This is a genomic window from Colwellia sp. SU-HH01217, assembly GCF_057543495.1.
The window spans coordinates 1-14,808 of record NZ_BAAJLX010000006.1; the positions used below are offsets into that span (position 1 = coordinate 1).

Below are 14,808 nucleotides of genomic sequence, written 5' to 3' on the forward strand. Positions count from 1 at the left end.
GATAATGATTAAGATCATTTTTTCGACCCCTGGAGGGGTTCCCGAGTGGCCAAAGGGATCAGACTGTAAATCTGACGGCTCCGCCTTCGGTGGTTCGAATCCACCTCCCTCCACCATCATTATTTAAACCCGTAAACTTAGTTTACGGGTTTTTTTATGTCTCAATTTTAGTGATTTAGATGCACTTGTTGTAAATTTATAATGTTCATTTATTAATTTATTGCTAAAATTCCTACAAATAACTTGCCAAAGATATCGTATGTCAATTAATTGGTTTCCTGGGCACATGCATAAAGCCCAAAAAGAAATAAAAGAAATTCTTCCACAAATTGATGTTGTGATAGAAGTTTGTGATGCTCGACTACCTTTTAGTAGCGAAAACCCAATGATCACTCAAATACGAGGAGATAAGCCTCTTATTAAGATATTGAATAAGAGTGATTTAGCCGATCCTCAATTAACTCAAGAGTGGCTTAATTATTTAGACGCACAGCAAAACGTAAAAGCGATAGCATTAACGACTGACAATCCTGCAATTGCTAAAACAATACCATCATTAATTAAGTCGTTGGTTCCTAATAAAGATGAAGATGGCAAACAGATTAATGCTGTAATAATGGGAATTCCAAATGTTGGTAAGTCGACGTTAATTAATACGTTAGTTGGTAAAGCTAAAGCTAAAGTAGGAAATGAGCCTGCAGTCACTAAAGGGCAACAACGGATCAAGCTAGAAGAAGGGTTATACTTGCTTGATACTCCTGGTATGTTGTGGCCTAAAATATTGAATGATAATAGTGGCTATAGGTTAGCAATATCAGGCGCGATCAAAGACACAGCATTTGATCACGAAGATATTGCATGCTTTGCTGCTGAATATTTGCTTGAGAACTACTCTCAAAGGCTCTTAGAGCGATATCAATTAACAGAATTACCCAAAGAAGAAGTTGCCTTAATAGAAGCTATTGGGAAAAGACGGGGTTGTGTCAAAAGTGGTGGGATAGTCGATTTTCATAAAGCGTCAGCAATATTGATTAATGAAATAAGGGATAAAACATTAGGACCAATTACCTTTGAAAATCCAACTATGGTTGCTAGTGAAGAAGTTTACTTTTTAGAACAAGAAGCTAAAAAAGTTGCTGCTAGAGAAGCTAAAAAAGCTGCTCGTGGGCGCGGCAGAAAAAATAAACGTTAAATAATATTGAGATTATAATGAATTTAAATTTTAGCTTACATGCTCAACTTGAAAAAGACTGTATAGTGCTAGCTGACTTACCTTTGTGCTCAGTTCTTCTTTGTAATGATCGTGCTTACCCTTGGTTTATTTTAGTTCCAAGAAAAGCTGGTATTAGTGATATTTATCAAATGGAATGGCAAGATCAACAACAATTGTTAAATGAATCTAGTTTGTTAAGTGAATTATTAATGAATGAGTTTAAAGGTGATAAGTTAAATGTTGCCGCATTGGGTAATGTTGTTCCACAATTACACATGCATCATGTTGTACGGTATAAAGACGATCCTTGTTGGCCAAAGCCTATATGGGGACAGCAAGCGTCAACGCCATATAGCTTAGATGAAGTCGCAGTAATTAAAAATAGAATTCTGCCCCAACTTAACAGCATAGGACAGCTTACTTAAATCTAATATGACCGAGTGATTAATGTTTTATCTTCGGTCATAATATTCAACTACTACTTTTGTTATTAATTTAAGCTATTAGCGATTTTCAGTTGTCAGGAGAGTTTAAGCAACACTCAGGTGTTTGTTTTTATGTGTGACAATAGCTAACGACTGCTCTAAATCCTCAATCAAATCATCGACATTCTCTAAACCTACAGATATTCTAATTAAACTATCACTAATGCCAGCTTCAAGTCTTTCTTCCTGTGTGTAAGGGGAATGAGTCATAGAAGCAGGGTGTTGAATTAATGACTCTGCATCACCTAAGCTAACAGCAATTGAAAATAAACGCATGCGGTTAATAAACTCAGATCCTCCTGACAAATCAGACTTTATTTCAAAGGCAATAACACCGCCAGCAGCTTTCATTTGTTTTCCCACAAACTTATGTCCTGGATGGCTCTTTAAACCAGGGTAGTAGACATGTTCGACCGCTTCATGCGCTTCTAAGTACTCCGCTATTGTTTGTGCATTGTTACAATGACGTTCCATTCTAATGGGTAATGTTTTAATTCCGCGTAATATTAACCAAGCATCATGTGGGCTAATTGTTGCGCCTATATCTTTTAATGAAGTCATTTTAATATTCATTATATGTTCTTGTGAACTACAAATAATGCCTGCCACTACATCGCCGTGGCCGTTCAAATACTTAGTTGCACTATGAACGACAATATCAATGCCGAACTTACCAGGCTTTTGTAATACCGGCGTTAAGAAAGTATTATCGACAATTGACAGTATTTGATGTTTTTTTGCAATATTTGCAATAGCCTCAATATCTAATACCACAAGGTTTGGGTTAATTGGTGTTTCTAAAAATATAACTTTTGTATTTTCTTGTATGGCTTGTTCGATATTTGTTGGATCTGTCATATCAACAAAACTAACTTCAATACCAAACTTCTTTAATTGGTGGTTAATAAGAGCAAAAGAGCAACCATAAATAGCTCTTGATGAAATAATATGATCGCCGCACTCAAGGTTTGCTAATAACGCGCCTGACACTGCGCCCATACCTGTGGCTGTTGCTGCAGCGTCTTCCATTTCTTCCATAGCTGCAACTCGCATCTCTAGCTGTCTAGTCGTGGGATTACCTAAACGGGTATAAATATAGCCTTCAGCTTCACCTGCAAATCTTTCTGCTCCTTCTTGAGCGTCTTTAAATATAAATGTTGATGTTTGGTATAAAGGGGTCGCTAAGGAGCCAAATTGGTCATCGTTAATTCGGCCAGCATGAATTGCTTGAGTTTCGATATGTTTGCTTACGCTCATGGTAATCCTTGAAAAATGTTTTAATTCTATTTCAATCAAATAGCAATTTTTAGATAGCAATTTGTTGGCCAATATTATTTATTTTATATAAATCAATTGTTTAACTGTTAATTGTAGGCTAAGATATGATTGTTGTCATAAAATTATTACAGCAATTGATTTGGTTTATAACTAACCGTTAATTTTACTAAGCTGCAGCCTGGGATATGATATTTTATTTGTACTTTTTATAGTACGGTGTCATAATTTTGGTACAGAAATGAATTGTAGACATTATGAAATTAGAGATTGAATCAGAAAATAGACTAGGCATCAGCCAAGAAATATTGTCAGTTTTTGCCAATTTATCTTGGGATGTGATCGCTATTGAAGTGGTACCTTGTTTTAGTTATATCCACATAAAACAAGAGGGGATTTCAAGTAAAGAAATTAATCGAATACTCAAAAATGTGGAAGGAGTCATTAACTGTCAAGTTATCGAATTACTACCAACAGAACGTCGTGAAAATCACTTACAAGCTTTGCTAGATAGAATACCCGATCCGATTTTGGATATAGATGATAATGGGATAATTCTTGCTACTAACCAGTCGGCTCAAGCATTATTTTTTGATGGAATTAAAACAATTGAAGGACTTTCTCTAAATAACTTTATCGAACAAGATTACAAGACACTCCTTACCAATAAGCCAATCACCTGTTCTTTAACATTTGCCGATCAATCTTATGTCGCAGATGTTAGCCCTATATTTTCAGGCTCTATAGATTGTGGCAGGCCTACTAACGAAACTAAAATTAGTGGCGCAGTTATTATTTTACGTACAATGAAAACAATTGGGCGGCAAATATCATTAATGCAAACTCAGCAAGAGCAAGAGATTGATAGCATTATTGGCCAGTCTGCAAAAATGCGAGTGCTCATAGCTCAAACTCTTCGTTTTGCTGAGTTAGAGTTACCGGTTTTAATCAGTGGTGAAACAGGTACAGGAAAAGAATTAATTGCGCGTGCATTACATAGTGCTAGTGGTCGTGCAAAATCACCTTTTTTAGCAATAAATTGTGCCACTATCTCAGAACACCTACTTGAAAGTGAATTGTTTGGTTATGCGTCAGGTGCTTTTACTGGAGCGCAAAAAGGGGGGAAACCTGGTTTATTTGAACTAGCAAATGGAGGCACAATATTTTTAGATGAAGTCGCTGAAATGTCGGTTTATTTGCAAGCAAAGTTATTACGGTTTTTAGAAGATTTTAAATACAGACGAGTTGGCGGAACCAAAGAGCTAATAGCAAACGTCAGAATAATAAGTGCTAGTCATCAAGACTTTACATCATTATTGGAGAAAAAACTTTTTAGAGAAGATCTTTTTTACCGTTTAAATGTATTAAACCTAGACTTACCACCATTAAGAGAGCGAGTAGAAGATATCCCCTTGTTGACGGAATACTTTATTGAAAATGCAGCAAAGCAAGTCAATCAATCGATACCTAAAATAACAGAGCAAGCGCTTAACTCTTTATTAGATTACCATTGGCCTGGCAATATTAGGCAATTACAGAATATTCTTTTTAGAGTGGTTGCTCTTGATACCAAATTGCTGATTGAACATTCAGATCTTGTGACTGCTTTATCTCAATTTAACAGAAATACAGTTGAGAATAGTGGAGTAATTAAAAGTGCTAGATCAACAGATGTTATTCAATCAAGTAATAGCAGTGTGGAACAAAATGTTAACGACTCTGAAAACTGGGCAACAATGCAAGCGAGGTTTGAGCGTAATTTATTAAGCCGTCTTTATCCTATTTACCCCACGACTCGAAAACTCGCAAATCGTTTAAATGTTTCTCACAATAAAATAGCAATGAAGCTTAAGGAGCATGGTATTGTTAAGTGAACTAGCTTAATTAACCTGAACTCGGCTTAACAAATATTTCTCTAGCAGCTATTTTTCCTTACTTCTTCGTTAAATTTCTTGCAATAGGCCAACTATTGACGCGAAATTTGCCTTGAATTAAGAAAAACGATCAAGCTAGAGTGGAGTAAAATAATTATTTACCTATTTTTCAAACTGTTAACCATCTCTTAAACCGAGTTCAGGTTAATTAGCCACCAGTAAATTTGACTTTATAGCCGTCCTTTTCAAGTGCGGCTTTAATTTTTTCACGTTTATCACCTTGGATCTCAATTGTTTCACCAACAACGCTACCACCAGCACCACAAGACTTTTTAAGTTTACTGGCCATTTTTTTTAGATCTGCACTGCTAAGTGCCAAACCACTGATTATTATTACGCCTTTCCCTTTTCTACCTTTCGTTTCTCGTTTAACCCGGGCGAAACCATCGCTCGCAGTGATAAGTTCAGAAGGTTTTGTTTGCTTAATACGGCCACCGTCTGTTGAGTAAACAAGTGGTTCATTATTTTTTCGAGCTGACTCTTGGTGGTTACTTTTGTTTTCTTCGTCGGGTGGGGTGTGTCCAAGCGCACTCGCAAGATCGCTTAAACTAGAGAAAGAAGTTTTCATATGTTAATACCTAATACTAAATTTTTTGCAAAATAAAACCACTACAAGAGTGGCTTTATTATACTAGGGCGTGTTGATCTTACAAGTTATGCTCTGTTGGTATTAATAATACCAAGCATTATAAGGTTCAATACACCCTACATTAGTAAAGAAAGATTATAATTTACTTTCTAATTCAGGTAGAGCATCAAATAAATCAGCAACAATACCGTAATCAGCAACTTGGAAGATAGGAGCTTCAGGGTCTTTGTTAATCGCAACGATTACTTTGGAATCTTTCATACCAGCAAGATGTTGAATTGCACCACTGATACCAACAGCAATGTATAAGTCTGGAGCAACAATCTTACCTGTTTGACCAACTTGCATATCGTTAGGAACAAAGCCAGCATCTACTGCTGCGCGTGATGCGCCAATTGCTGCACCTAATTTATCTGCAATACCTTCAAGTAGTTTGAAGTTATCGCCATTTTGCATGCCTCGGCCGCCAGAAATAACAACGCCCGCTGCACCTAAATCAGGACGAGCTGAAACTGTTAATTCATCGCTAACATGGCTTGAGTTACCTGCGTCAGTTGCTGAATCTAACGCAACTATTTCAGCGTTTCCGTCAGTTGCTACTGCATCGAAACCTGTTGTACGTACAGTTATTACCTTTTTACTATCTAAAGACTGTACTGTTGCAATCGCGTTACCTGCATATATTGGACGAATAAATGTATCGTTACTTTCTACACCAATAATGTCAGAAATTTGTGTGACATCTAACAAGGCTGCAACGCGAGGCATAAAGTTTTTACCTGTGGTTAAGGCTGTAGCTAAAATATGCTCGTAGTCGGCTGCTAATTCAGTAACAAGTAAACTGACATTTTCAGCTAATTGGTGCTCGTAAGCAGCATTATCTGCTACGAAAACTTTACTTACACCGTTAACTTTGGCTGCTTCGTTAGCAACATCTTGACAGTTTTGTCCTGCAACTAACAAATGAATATCACCACCGATGGCTTGTGCTGCTGCAACTGTTTTTAAAGTATCAGCTTTTAAACTTTTGTTGTCATGTTCTGCAAATACTAAAATGCTCATGAGATCACCTTCGCTTCATTTTTTAACTTTTCAACTAAATCATCAATGGTTTCAACAATGATGCCCGCTTGACGTTCTGCAGGAGGAGTCACTTTTACTAATTTAGTACGAGGTGCTAAATCAATGCCAAAATCAGCAGCAGACTTAACATCTAAAGGCTTACGTTTTGCTTTCATGATATTAGGTAATGATGCGTAACGGGGCTCATTTAAGCGTAAATCTGTAGTTACAATAGCAGGTAGGTTAAGTGCAACAGTTTGTAATCCGCCGTCTATTTCGCGAGTTACATTAACTTTATCACCTTCAACTTTTACAATTGATGCAAAAGTACCTTGTGGCATATTTGTTAGTGCACCTAACATTTGTCCCGTTTGGTTATTATCACTATCGATAGCCTGCTTACCTAAAATTACTAATTGAGGCTGTTCTTCTTCAACTACTTTTTGAAGTAGTTTTGCGATGTTAATTGAATCAAGCTCTAAATCAGTTTCAATTTGAATAGCACGGTCTGCACCTAAAGCTAAAGCAGTACGGAGTTGTTCCTGACATGCTTTAGTGCCAATTGATACAGCAACAACTTCTGTTGCAACTCCGGCTTCTTTTAAACGAATAGCTTCTTCTACAGCTATTTCACAAAACGGGTTGATTGCCATTTTAACGTTAGCAAGATCAACATTTGAATTATCTGGTTTAACACGTACTTTGACGTTGTAGTCAATAACGCGTTTGATGGGTACTAATACTTTCATCGTTGCCTCTGATTGTGCTTGTTATGGTTGTTTATTCTATAATTAAGTGTATTACCTATTAAGTAGTGTAGGCGGTAATAATTACACTTGCTTGAAACTTAGTTATTTGAATGTAAACCGTTAAAAAGATTACCCTTAGGTAAGCTGTATTTTTAAATTTGAGTATTAACTCAAAAGATTACGTTATAGGTTACGTGTACGTCAACGTAATATGTTATAAAATCGTCATCAATATCTATTAAAACAATCTTTATTCGTAAATTGTTTATTACAAGATAGTATTTACTTGCAAAATATCTATAATGGGTTGATATTATCAAACAGGTGTTTGAAAATCAAACGCACGTTTTAATTAAGTTAAAATTAAGAAATAAAATAACTAATGGGAGAAATCATGGAACGCGAATCGATGGAATTTGATGTAGTAATCGTTGGCGCTGGTCCTTCTGGCTTAGCAACTGCTTGTCGATTAATGCAATTAGCACAAGAGAAAGAGCAAGAGCTTATGATCTGTGTAGTTGAAAAAGGCTCTGAGGTTGGTGCTCATATTCTCTCTGGTGCAGTTTTTGAACCCCGTGCTCTTAATGAGTTATTTCCTGATTGGCAGGAAAAAGGCGCGCCGTTAACAACGAAAGTTACCGGAGATGATATTTATTTATTAAATAGTGAAAGTAACGGGATTAAATTACCTAACTTTTCAGTGCCCAAAACCATGCATAATGACGATAATTACATTGTGAGTATGGGTAATGTTTGTCGTTGGCTGGCAGAGCAGGCTGAGCAAATGGGCGTTGAAATATTTCCTGGCTTCCCCGCCCAAGAAATTATTTATAATGATGACGGTAGTGTTGGCGGTATTATTACAGGTGATATGGGGCTTGATGCTCAAGGTAACCAAAAAGATGGTTTTATGCCAGGAATGGAACTTCGCGCTAAATATACCGTTTTCGCTGAGGGCTGTCGTGGTCATTTAGGTAAAGAGCTGATTGCTAAATTTAATTTAGATGCTGATAAATCTCCACAACACTATGGTCTTGGTTTTAAAGAAATTTGGGATATAGCGCCTGAAAAACACCAAGAAGGTTTAGTTGTTCATACCGCTGGTTGGCCATTAGACAGCGATACTAATGGTGGTGGCTACCTTTATCATGCAGAGAATAATCAAGTATTTGTTGGTTTAATTGTAGATTTAAATTATAGCAATCCACATTTAAGTCCATTTGATGAATTTCAGCGTTATAAACACCATCCTAAAATCAGTCAATACCTAGAGGGTGGTAAACGTGTTTCTTATGGGGCAAGAGCAATGGCAAAAGGTGGTTTTAATTCGCTACCTAAGATGACGATGCCAGGTGCTTTATTAGTCGGTTGTGATGCAGGTACTATTAACTTTGCGAAAATCAAAGGTAATCACACGGCAATGAAGTCAGGTATGTTAGCTGCTGAAACTATCTGTGAAGCATTAATGAGTGAAACGCAGCTTAAAGATGGCGGAAAAGACTTAACCGCTTTCACTGAAAATTATAAAAATTCATGGTTATATGAAGAGCTTTATAATACCCGTAATTTTGGCCCTGCAATGCATAAGTTTGGTACTATGATAGGTGGTGCTTACAACATGATTGATCAAAATATCTTTGGTGGTAAATTGCCATTTAATTTTAAAGATGATTCTTTAGATCATGAGCAGTTGAAATTAGCATCAGAAGCTGCGGTGATTAATTATCCTAAACCTGACAATAAATTAAGTTTTGATAAGTTAAGTTCTGTATTTTTATCTAATACTAATCATGAAGAAGAGCAACCTTGTCATTTAAAGTTGGCAGATAATACTATCCCTATTACTGTTAATTTAGTTAAATTTGATGAGCCAGCTCAAAGGTATTGTCCTGCAGGCGTATACGAAGTTGAAGAAGCAGAAGAGGGTGATAAATTTGTCATAAATGCTCAAAACTGCATTCATTGTAAAACCTGTGATATTAAAGATCCAAGTCAGAACATCACTTGGGTTACACCTGAAGGTACTGGTGGACCTAACTACCCTAACATGTAAAAACGTATATTCGTTTAATATGTATTTAAAAAACCTGCTTTTGCAGGTTTTTTTTATTGCTTGTGTTAGTAGGAGTTTCTAATAAATTAAAGGTTTCTAATTCACGAATTGTTTGTTGTAGTTGTTCTTCAATTTTATTGAGCTCTATAAGGCTTTGGCAAAACTTATCGGCTTTATTTTCTAAAGCATTGGTTTGGTTTACCACTTCTAGCTCTAACTCTTTCCCCATATTTTCCATTCGTTGCTCAATATCTTGGGTATTTTGTTCAATGTTTAGTTCATTGTTGTCGGTTGTGATCATCGCTTCCCCAACAGCCATTAAAATAGTCCCAACAGAGTCTGTAATAATTTCTTCTAGTGCCTGTTCAAATTCTCCGCTAAAAAGCTCGTCAAAGTTGTCGAAGTCTTGTCGGGCAAGGTAGTAATTTTGATCGCTGTGATTAAAGCGCATAAAAATTCGCATTTTTATTTCATCGAAGCGTTGTTGTATTTTCTGGTGCGAAGCACTATTTTCACCCGTTAGTCCGCCGATAACTTTATTAACCGCTTTAAGACCGATATCAACACCTTCTAGTGCAATGGAGACAATTTCAGGTATTTGAGTACGGATCCCTAAAGCATAATCATTAATTAATGTTTGCTGCTTAAGTGTTAACTGAATCTCTCTGCCATTAATAAAAAGTTGTTTGTCATTATTGATTTGCAGATAGGTTATTCCCTCATCGAGCATACGAATATGATTAGGATCGATAACAATGCCATAATTAAAATTGACAGAACATTGTTTTGCCAATGCAGTGTTGCTGACTAAACAAGTAAGTAACAGTAAAGGCTTGAGTATATTCAAGAACATTCTCCAAGACAGTAGAAGTTTTTATTAAAGTGATTATTAATAAAGCGCAAAAGTTATTAAGTATTTACAATGGGGTCAATATGAATTTTACGTTCTCTATAACACATTCTGCTAGGGCCATACTCACGTCGTGATCTATCATTGAAGTCACCAATGATAAACTCTACTCCGTGATACAACTTCTCTGTCGCCTCGATGTACACACTTGTCATATACTCTTGTAGTTTATCTTCTACTTCTTGTTTTTCTTCCAGTGCCTTAGCCATGCAAGCGGCATGATGACGATAAGTTGCGACAACTTTTGCTAGCATCTCAGGGTTGGCTTTCTCTTTAGGAAGACTTTTGAGCTTATTAGTCGCTACTTTAAGTTCATTCGTTTTATCTGAGTCCACTTTTAGACGGGTTTCAATATCAAGTATCAACTCTTTAAACACTAACATTCGAGCTTCAAAATTAATAATGGTATTACTGCCAGCTGTTGCGCCAACAATACCTGCGTGTACTGAAGTGCCTATTTTACTATAGCCGCCGATTATTTTACCATTAGCTTGTTCTTCACTGCCTAACCAAAGCCGACCACCGACATCGAAAATGCTATGCATTAATTGATTTTCAATTCTGACATCTTTACTACAAGAAACATCTGCATATTGACAATATTTCGCGTATAGGTTTCCTTGTGTTGAAATATTCGCGCTCATTTTTAAGTCGGTCACTTTGGTGTTTTCAACATCTTGTTTATGACCGATAATGCCACCTTGAATGGTAATATCTCCACCTGCCTGTAATATTGCTGATTCAACAAAACCAGCAACAGTAATGTCACCACTAGCAATAACTTTCATGCCTTCACAGACATCACCTTCAATAATTACACTCCCTTGAAATTCGATATTGCCGGAGCCGACATCCACATTTTTAATTTTATAAACCTCATCAACTTCCATACCATTTTCAATAATTTTAGGTAAGCCAACGAGTTTCGATAATAATATATGATCGTCTTTAGGACTGAATGAAGTACCTTCCCCTGCATTAAAAGGGATATCTTCGCCAGGTTCTGGTTCAAGAGGAGTTGCAGTTACTGTGTAACCTTGCTTCCCTTGGGTGAGAGGAATTTTTTGGGCAAGAGCATCACCTACTTTTACACAGACAATATCACCCAGGTCGCGCATATCTACGCTGCCATCCTCTTGCTCTTTAGGGCGTAAAATACGTTCTTGCGCACTTTGCACTAAGTGTATAATTTTGGCATTTTTGCCGTTAATTGCTTCACGGCCCATAGCTATTTTCAAAGATACGATAGTACCGGCAGGCTCTTTAGAAGCTAATAACGCTAATTTTATCAGGTCCTCTTTACTGAAACCTTTTTTAACGCCAGCTTCTTGCGCAGCATTTAAAATAGCTTTAGCACTTAGGTGTTTACCACCAAGGGCTGTCGTAATTTCTGCACTGGCAGACATTTCATCGTTATCAATCGTTACGGTAATCTTTGCATCGAGGCGCTCTAAAATTTGGTAACGAATTTCACGGCCCGTTTTACCTGCTTGTAACGGTTTTAATACATCATTTAACTCTGCTACCGCATTTTTAACATTAGCTTTGTTAATGTGCAGTGCTTTGAATTCGGAGTCTTCTATAAGTGCTTCAATAGTTGCGTCAGTAATCGCATCGCCTGTTTTTTTTGGCTCGATAACCAGATCTATATTATTTTTAGCATTACTTACTAAGGTTAGTGTGGTCATGGTTTCATACTCGTTGATACTACTATTACTTCAACTGACATTTTGCAGGCACTAATTATTTAAGTGATTAAATGTAATTATCTTGGTGGACTTTGATAAAAGCAGGAGTCCCGACTTTACTGTAATCAATTTTATATTCACGATTATCCAACGCTTGCACAAACAGTAACATTTTTCCTTCACCAAAAATATCACTTGCTGATAGGTCAACAACTTCTTGATAAGCTTTTTTAGCTATTGATTTCTTCGCAGGAATAGGCCCTTTATAAATACCTATGCCTCGGCTACTAACAATCACTGTGTCATACGTTGGATTGACAATGAGTAAATCGAATTTTTTTATCTTATGAATGATAGTGTTACGGCCGCTAACAATAAAATTTTTTTCAATCAAAATAGGCTCCAAGTCTCGCTGATAATAATAGTTATTAATGCAGTTTTGTTTTTTTTAGTCATTAAATAACAATGCTATTGAGAAAAAGTTAACCGCTAAACAATATATCATTGTTGTTAAATTACGCAATCAAGCTACGTATTTCTAGTTAAGCTACTTATTTTCTTATTTAAATATATAAATTTTTTTTTTATTAAGCAATAAATAAGCAAAATTAGCGAGAAAAACATCTGCTGTCTGATAGCCATTATTTTACGGCTCGTTCAGTAATATAATGAGGGACTTGTGATGTGTTTAATATAAAACGACGTATTAAGTCTAACCCTATTGCCGCAACGTATTGTTGAAAGTATTGGCGGGGGTAGGGAATAAGTAAACATTGAGTTTTAATGTGACCTTTTTTCCCCCAAGCAAGCCAAACCGTTCCTACGGGTTTTTCTTTTGAGCCACCATTAGGACCTGCTATGCCTGAAACAGCAATAGTGTAGTCTGCTGCTGATTGCTCAAGTGCCCCTTGCGCCATAGCAATTACGGTTTGTTGACTAACTGCATCATTGGCAGATAAGTCTTGTTGGTTTACTTTGAGAATCTTAGATTTTATGCCATTAGAATAAGTGACAAACCCTGCTTCAAATACTTGAGAAGCACCTGAGACCTGCGTCAGTAAACTAGCAATTAAGCCACCAGTGCAGGACTCAGCCAAAGTGATTTTTTGATTGTTTTTTATCAATAAGTCAACAACATATTCTGCAATACTTTTAGGTGACAGCTCTACTTTTCCTAGAATATGATCGCCCAAAACATTATACAGCTTAGGTAAGTATTCTTGTTTCAAGTGATCTGCTTTGGCTGTTGCGGTTGTGAGCTTTACCTCTAGTAAAGGGTGTCCAGCTCTGAAGCCTAATTCAATACCTTTAGGCCAATCGGGTAATTGATCATCAATAAGCTTTTGTATTGTTGACTCTCCTAACCCAAAAATTTGTAATCGTTCAACTGCTAAAGCTAATCCTTTTGGAGCGAGTGGTTTAACTTGAGGTAAAATCTGTTCATTAAGCATCGTTCTTAGTTCGTGAGGGACACCAGGAGTACAAAAAACTATACAGTTTTGGAAAGTAAGCTGAAAACCAACAGCACTTCCTTTCCTATTAGAAATGATATCGCAGTCTTGAGGTAAAATAGCTTGCTTTAAATTAGGCTTATTTAATGGCACACCTCGTTGAGTACACCATGATTTAATATGTGCCAACGCTTTAGGATGCTCACAAAGTGGTTTATCAACCGTTAATGCTAATGCCTGAGCGGTTAAATCGTCTACTGTTGGCCCTAAGCCACCATTAACAATCAAAATATCGGCTTTTTCAGTAAGAGCTTTGATTTCCTCGCTTAGCATAGTTAAGTCGTCAGGTACTGTTACTTTTCGGCTGATAGCTAACCCTAGTTCCTTGAAGTTTTGCGCAATCATTGCTGAATTACTATCAACAATATCACCGGTCATTAACTCGTTACCTGTCATTAATAATTGTACGTTGAGTGCTTTCATAAATAGAGTAGGACTTTATAATAAAAATTAATTGATATGCTTTTAAACCTTTTTACTTGCGATGTCATCTAAACTTGTAAAATATTTTTATGAAAAAACTTAAAAAAAAGGAATACCATGAAAACTACACTATTAAAAACAATAGGCATTGGCACGATTTTTAGCGTATTAACACTCTCTGTAAATGCGGATGTTGTTGATACTATTGAAAAGTCTTTTGATGTAAATGCTAATAGCGAACTTAGTTTAGATAACGTTAATGGCAAAGTTGAAATTATTAGTTGGAGTAAACAACAGGTCCAAGTTAATGCCACAATAAAAGCTGATTCACAGGAAGAAAGAGAGCGTATAACTGTTGAAATGCAGCAAAAAGGCAACGAAATAAAAGTTAAAACACGGTATAAAGATAAATCTTTTTTTGACAAAAACAATAATAATTCCGGTCAGGTGACATACCAAATTATGGTGCCAAGTGACATTAATCTTTCATCAATTGATTTGGTTAATGGATCTTTAATAATTGAAGATGTGCACGGTGATATTGATGTAGAACTTGTTAATGGCTCAGTTAAAGCGACAGGTTTGATGAGCGACAGTGAAATATCCTCAGTAAACGGCAGTATCAAGGTGGTCTATCAAGCACTTGCATCTAACTTTAAAGATATCGATATTGAAACTGTTAATGGCAGTATAAAGTTAACTTTACCAAGCGATTTAAATGCATCAATTGAAGCCGAAACATCTCATGGCAGTATTAAGAATGATTTTGGTTTGCAGAATAAAAAAAGTTTTATAGGTAATAAACTCGAAGGAAAAGTTGGTACAGGCCAAGCAGAAATCTCATTAGAAAGTGTTAATGGTAGTATTAAAATAAAGAGTCTTTAGTTTTTAACCAATCCGTTTTGCAATTGTGCAA

The 14,808-nt window shown here is 36.3% G+C and carries 13 protein-coding genes and 1 tRNA gene; 6 read left to right on the forward strand and 8 right to left on the reverse strand.

Annotation, left to right across the window (positions count from 1 at the left end; translation table 11 throughout):
- The first annotated feature begins 31 nt into the window (after positions 1-31).
- From AC27G3_RS09195 to AC27G3_RS09205, 3 genes are all read left to right on the forward strand, one after another.
- Positions 32-116, forward strand: a tRNA-Tyr gene (locus AC27G3_RS09195).
- 143 nt (positions 117-259) lie between these two features.
- Positions 260-1,192: a ribosome biogenesis GTPase YlqF gene (gene ylqF / locus AC27G3_RS09200; RefSeq protein ID WP_487120892.1), complete on the forward strand. Its 933-nt coding sequence runs from the start codon at positions 260-262 to the stop codon at positions 1,190-1,192.
- Between the two features lie 14 nt (positions 1,193-1,206).
- Complete coding sequence (locus AC27G3_RS09205; RefSeq protein WP_487121264.1) at positions 1,207-1,638, forward strand: HIT domain-containing protein; 432 nt, start codon at positions 1,207-1,209, stop codon at positions 1,636-1,638.
- A 105-nt stretch (positions 1,639-1,743) separates the two neighbouring features.
- Here the strand turns inward: AC27G3_RS09205 and megL are convergent, their stop codons facing one another.
- A complete protein-coding gene (gene megL / locus AC27G3_RS09210; protein WP_487120894.1) occupies positions 1,744-2,955 on the reverse strand; it encodes a methionine gamma-lyase in 1,212 nt (403 codons plus the stop codon).
- Between the two features lie 275 nt (positions 2,956-3,230).
- Between megL and AC27G3_RS09215 the strand changes: the two genes are divergently transcribed.
- Positions 3,231-4,847 carry a sigma 54-interacting transcriptional regulator gene (locus AC27G3_RS09215; RefSeq protein ID WP_487120896.1) on the forward strand — a complete coding sequence of 539 codons (1,617 nt, stop codon included), beginning with the start codon at positions 3,231-3,233 and terminating at the stop codon, positions 4,845-4,847.
- Between the two features lie 208 nt (positions 4,848-5,055).
- Here AC27G3_RS09215 and AC27G3_RS09220 read toward each other — a convergent pair whose 3' ends face one another.
- From AC27G3_RS09220 to AC27G3_RS09230, 3 genes are all read right to left on the reverse strand, one after another.
- Entirely contained in the window at positions 5,056-5,334 is a 279-nt protein-coding gene (locus AC27G3_RS09220) for a stress response translation initiation inhibitor YciH (protein WP_487121265.1), read from the reverse strand.
- Positions 5,335-5,631: 297 nt separating this feature from the next.
- Positions 5,632-6,558 carry an electron transfer flavoprotein subunit alpha/FixB family protein gene (locus tag AC27G3_RS09225; RefSeq protein ID WP_487120898.1) on the reverse strand — a complete coding sequence of 309 codons (927 nt, stop codon included), beginning with the start codon at positions 6,556-6,558 and terminating at the stop codon, positions 5,632-5,634.
- Positions 6,555-7,307 (reverse strand): electron transfer flavoprotein subunit beta/FixA family protein, encoded by a 753-nt coding sequence (locus tag AC27G3_RS09230; protein ID WP_487120900.1) that lies wholly within the window; start codon positions 7,305-7,307, stop codon positions 6,555-6,557. The genes AC27G3_RS09225 and AC27G3_RS09230 overlap by 4 nt, the downstream gene beginning before the upstream one ends.
- 394 nt (positions 7,308-7,701) lie before the next feature.
- On the opposite strand from AC27G3_RS09230, the gene AC27G3_RS09235 reads away from it, so the two are divergent.
- Entirely contained in the window at positions 7,702-9,360 is a 1,659-nt protein-coding gene (locus AC27G3_RS09235; protein ID WP_487120902.1) for an electron transfer flavoprotein-ubiquinone oxidoreductase, read from the forward strand.
- A gap of 25 nt (positions 9,361-9,385) precedes the next feature.
- Here AC27G3_RS09235 and AC27G3_RS09240 read toward each other — a convergent pair whose 3' ends face one another.
- From AC27G3_RS09240 to AC27G3_RS09255, 4 genes are all read right to left on the reverse strand, one after another.
- Positions 9,386-10,207, reverse strand: coding sequence for a DUF2884 family protein (locus tag AC27G3_RS09240; RefSeq protein ID WP_487120904.1), 822 nt, complete (start codon positions 10,205-10,207; stop codon positions 9,386-9,388).
- Positions 10,208-10,269: 62 nt separating this feature from the next.
- Positions 10,270-11,958 (reverse strand): flagellar assembly protein A, encoded by a 1,689-nt coding sequence (locus AC27G3_RS09245; RefSeq protein ID WP_487120906.1) that lies wholly within the window; start codon positions 11,956-11,958, stop codon positions 10,270-10,272.
- 67 nt (positions 11,959-12,025) lie between these two features.
- Entirely contained in the window at positions 12,026-12,352 is a 327-nt protein-coding gene (locus tag AC27G3_RS09250; protein WP_487120908.1) for a hypothetical protein, read from the reverse strand.
- A gap of 247 nt (positions 12,353-12,599) precedes the next feature.
- Positions 12,600-13,892, reverse strand: coding sequence for a CinA family nicotinamide mononucleotide deamidase-related protein (locus tag AC27G3_RS09255; RefSeq protein ID WP_487120910.1), 1,293 nt, complete (start codon positions 13,890-13,892; stop codon positions 12,600-12,602).
- A 117-nt stretch (positions 13,893-14,009) separates the two neighbouring features.
- On the opposite strand from AC27G3_RS09255, the gene AC27G3_RS09260 reads away from it, so the two are divergent.
- On the forward strand, positions 14,010-14,777 hold the full coding sequence (locus AC27G3_RS09260) for a DUF4097 family beta strand repeat-containing protein (RefSeq protein ID WP_487120912.1): 768 nt from the start codon (positions 14,010-14,012) through the stop codon (positions 14,775-14,777).
- Positions 14,778-14,808 lie beyond the last annotated feature (31 nt).

What these genes read in the sequence shown, in the direction of transcription:
- ylqF (WP_487120892.1), top strand. Translation starts at nt 260, where the DNA reads ATGTCAATTAATTGGTTTCCTGGGCACATGCATAAAGCCCAAAAAGAA.
- megL (WP_487120894.1), bottom strand. Translation starts at nt 2,955, where the DNA reads ATGAGCGTAAGCAAACATATCGAAACTCAAGCAATTCATGCTGGCCGA.
- AC27G3_RS09215 (WP_487120896.1), top strand. Translation starts at nt 3,231, where the DNA reads ATGAAATTAGAGATTGAATCAGAAAATAGACTAGGCATCAGCCAAGAA.
- AC27G3_RS09225 (WP_487120898.1), bottom strand. Translation starts at nt 6,558, where the DNA reads ATGAGCATTTTAGTATTTGCAGAACATGACAACAAAAGTTTAAAAGCT.
- AC27G3_RS09230 (WP_487120900.1), bottom strand. Translation starts at nt 7,307, where the DNA reads ATGAAAGTATTAGTACCCATCAAACGCGTTATTGACTACAACGTCAAA.
- AC27G3_RS09235 (WP_487120902.1), top strand. Translation starts at nt 7,702, where the DNA reads ATGGAACGCGAATCGATGGAATTTGATGTAGTAATCGTTGGCGCTGGT.
- AC27G3_RS09245 (WP_487120906.1), bottom strand. Translation starts at nt 11,958, where the DNA reads ATGACCACACTAACCTTAGTAAGTAATGCTAAAAATAATATAGATCTG.
- AC27G3_RS09255 (WP_487120910.1), bottom strand. Translation starts at nt 13,892, where the DNA reads ATGAAAGCACTCAACGTACAATTATTAATGACAGGTAACGAGTTAATG.
- AC27G3_RS09260 (WP_487120912.1), top strand. Translation starts at nt 14,010, where the DNA reads ATGAAAACTACACTATTAAAAACAATAGGCATTGGCACGATTTTTAGC.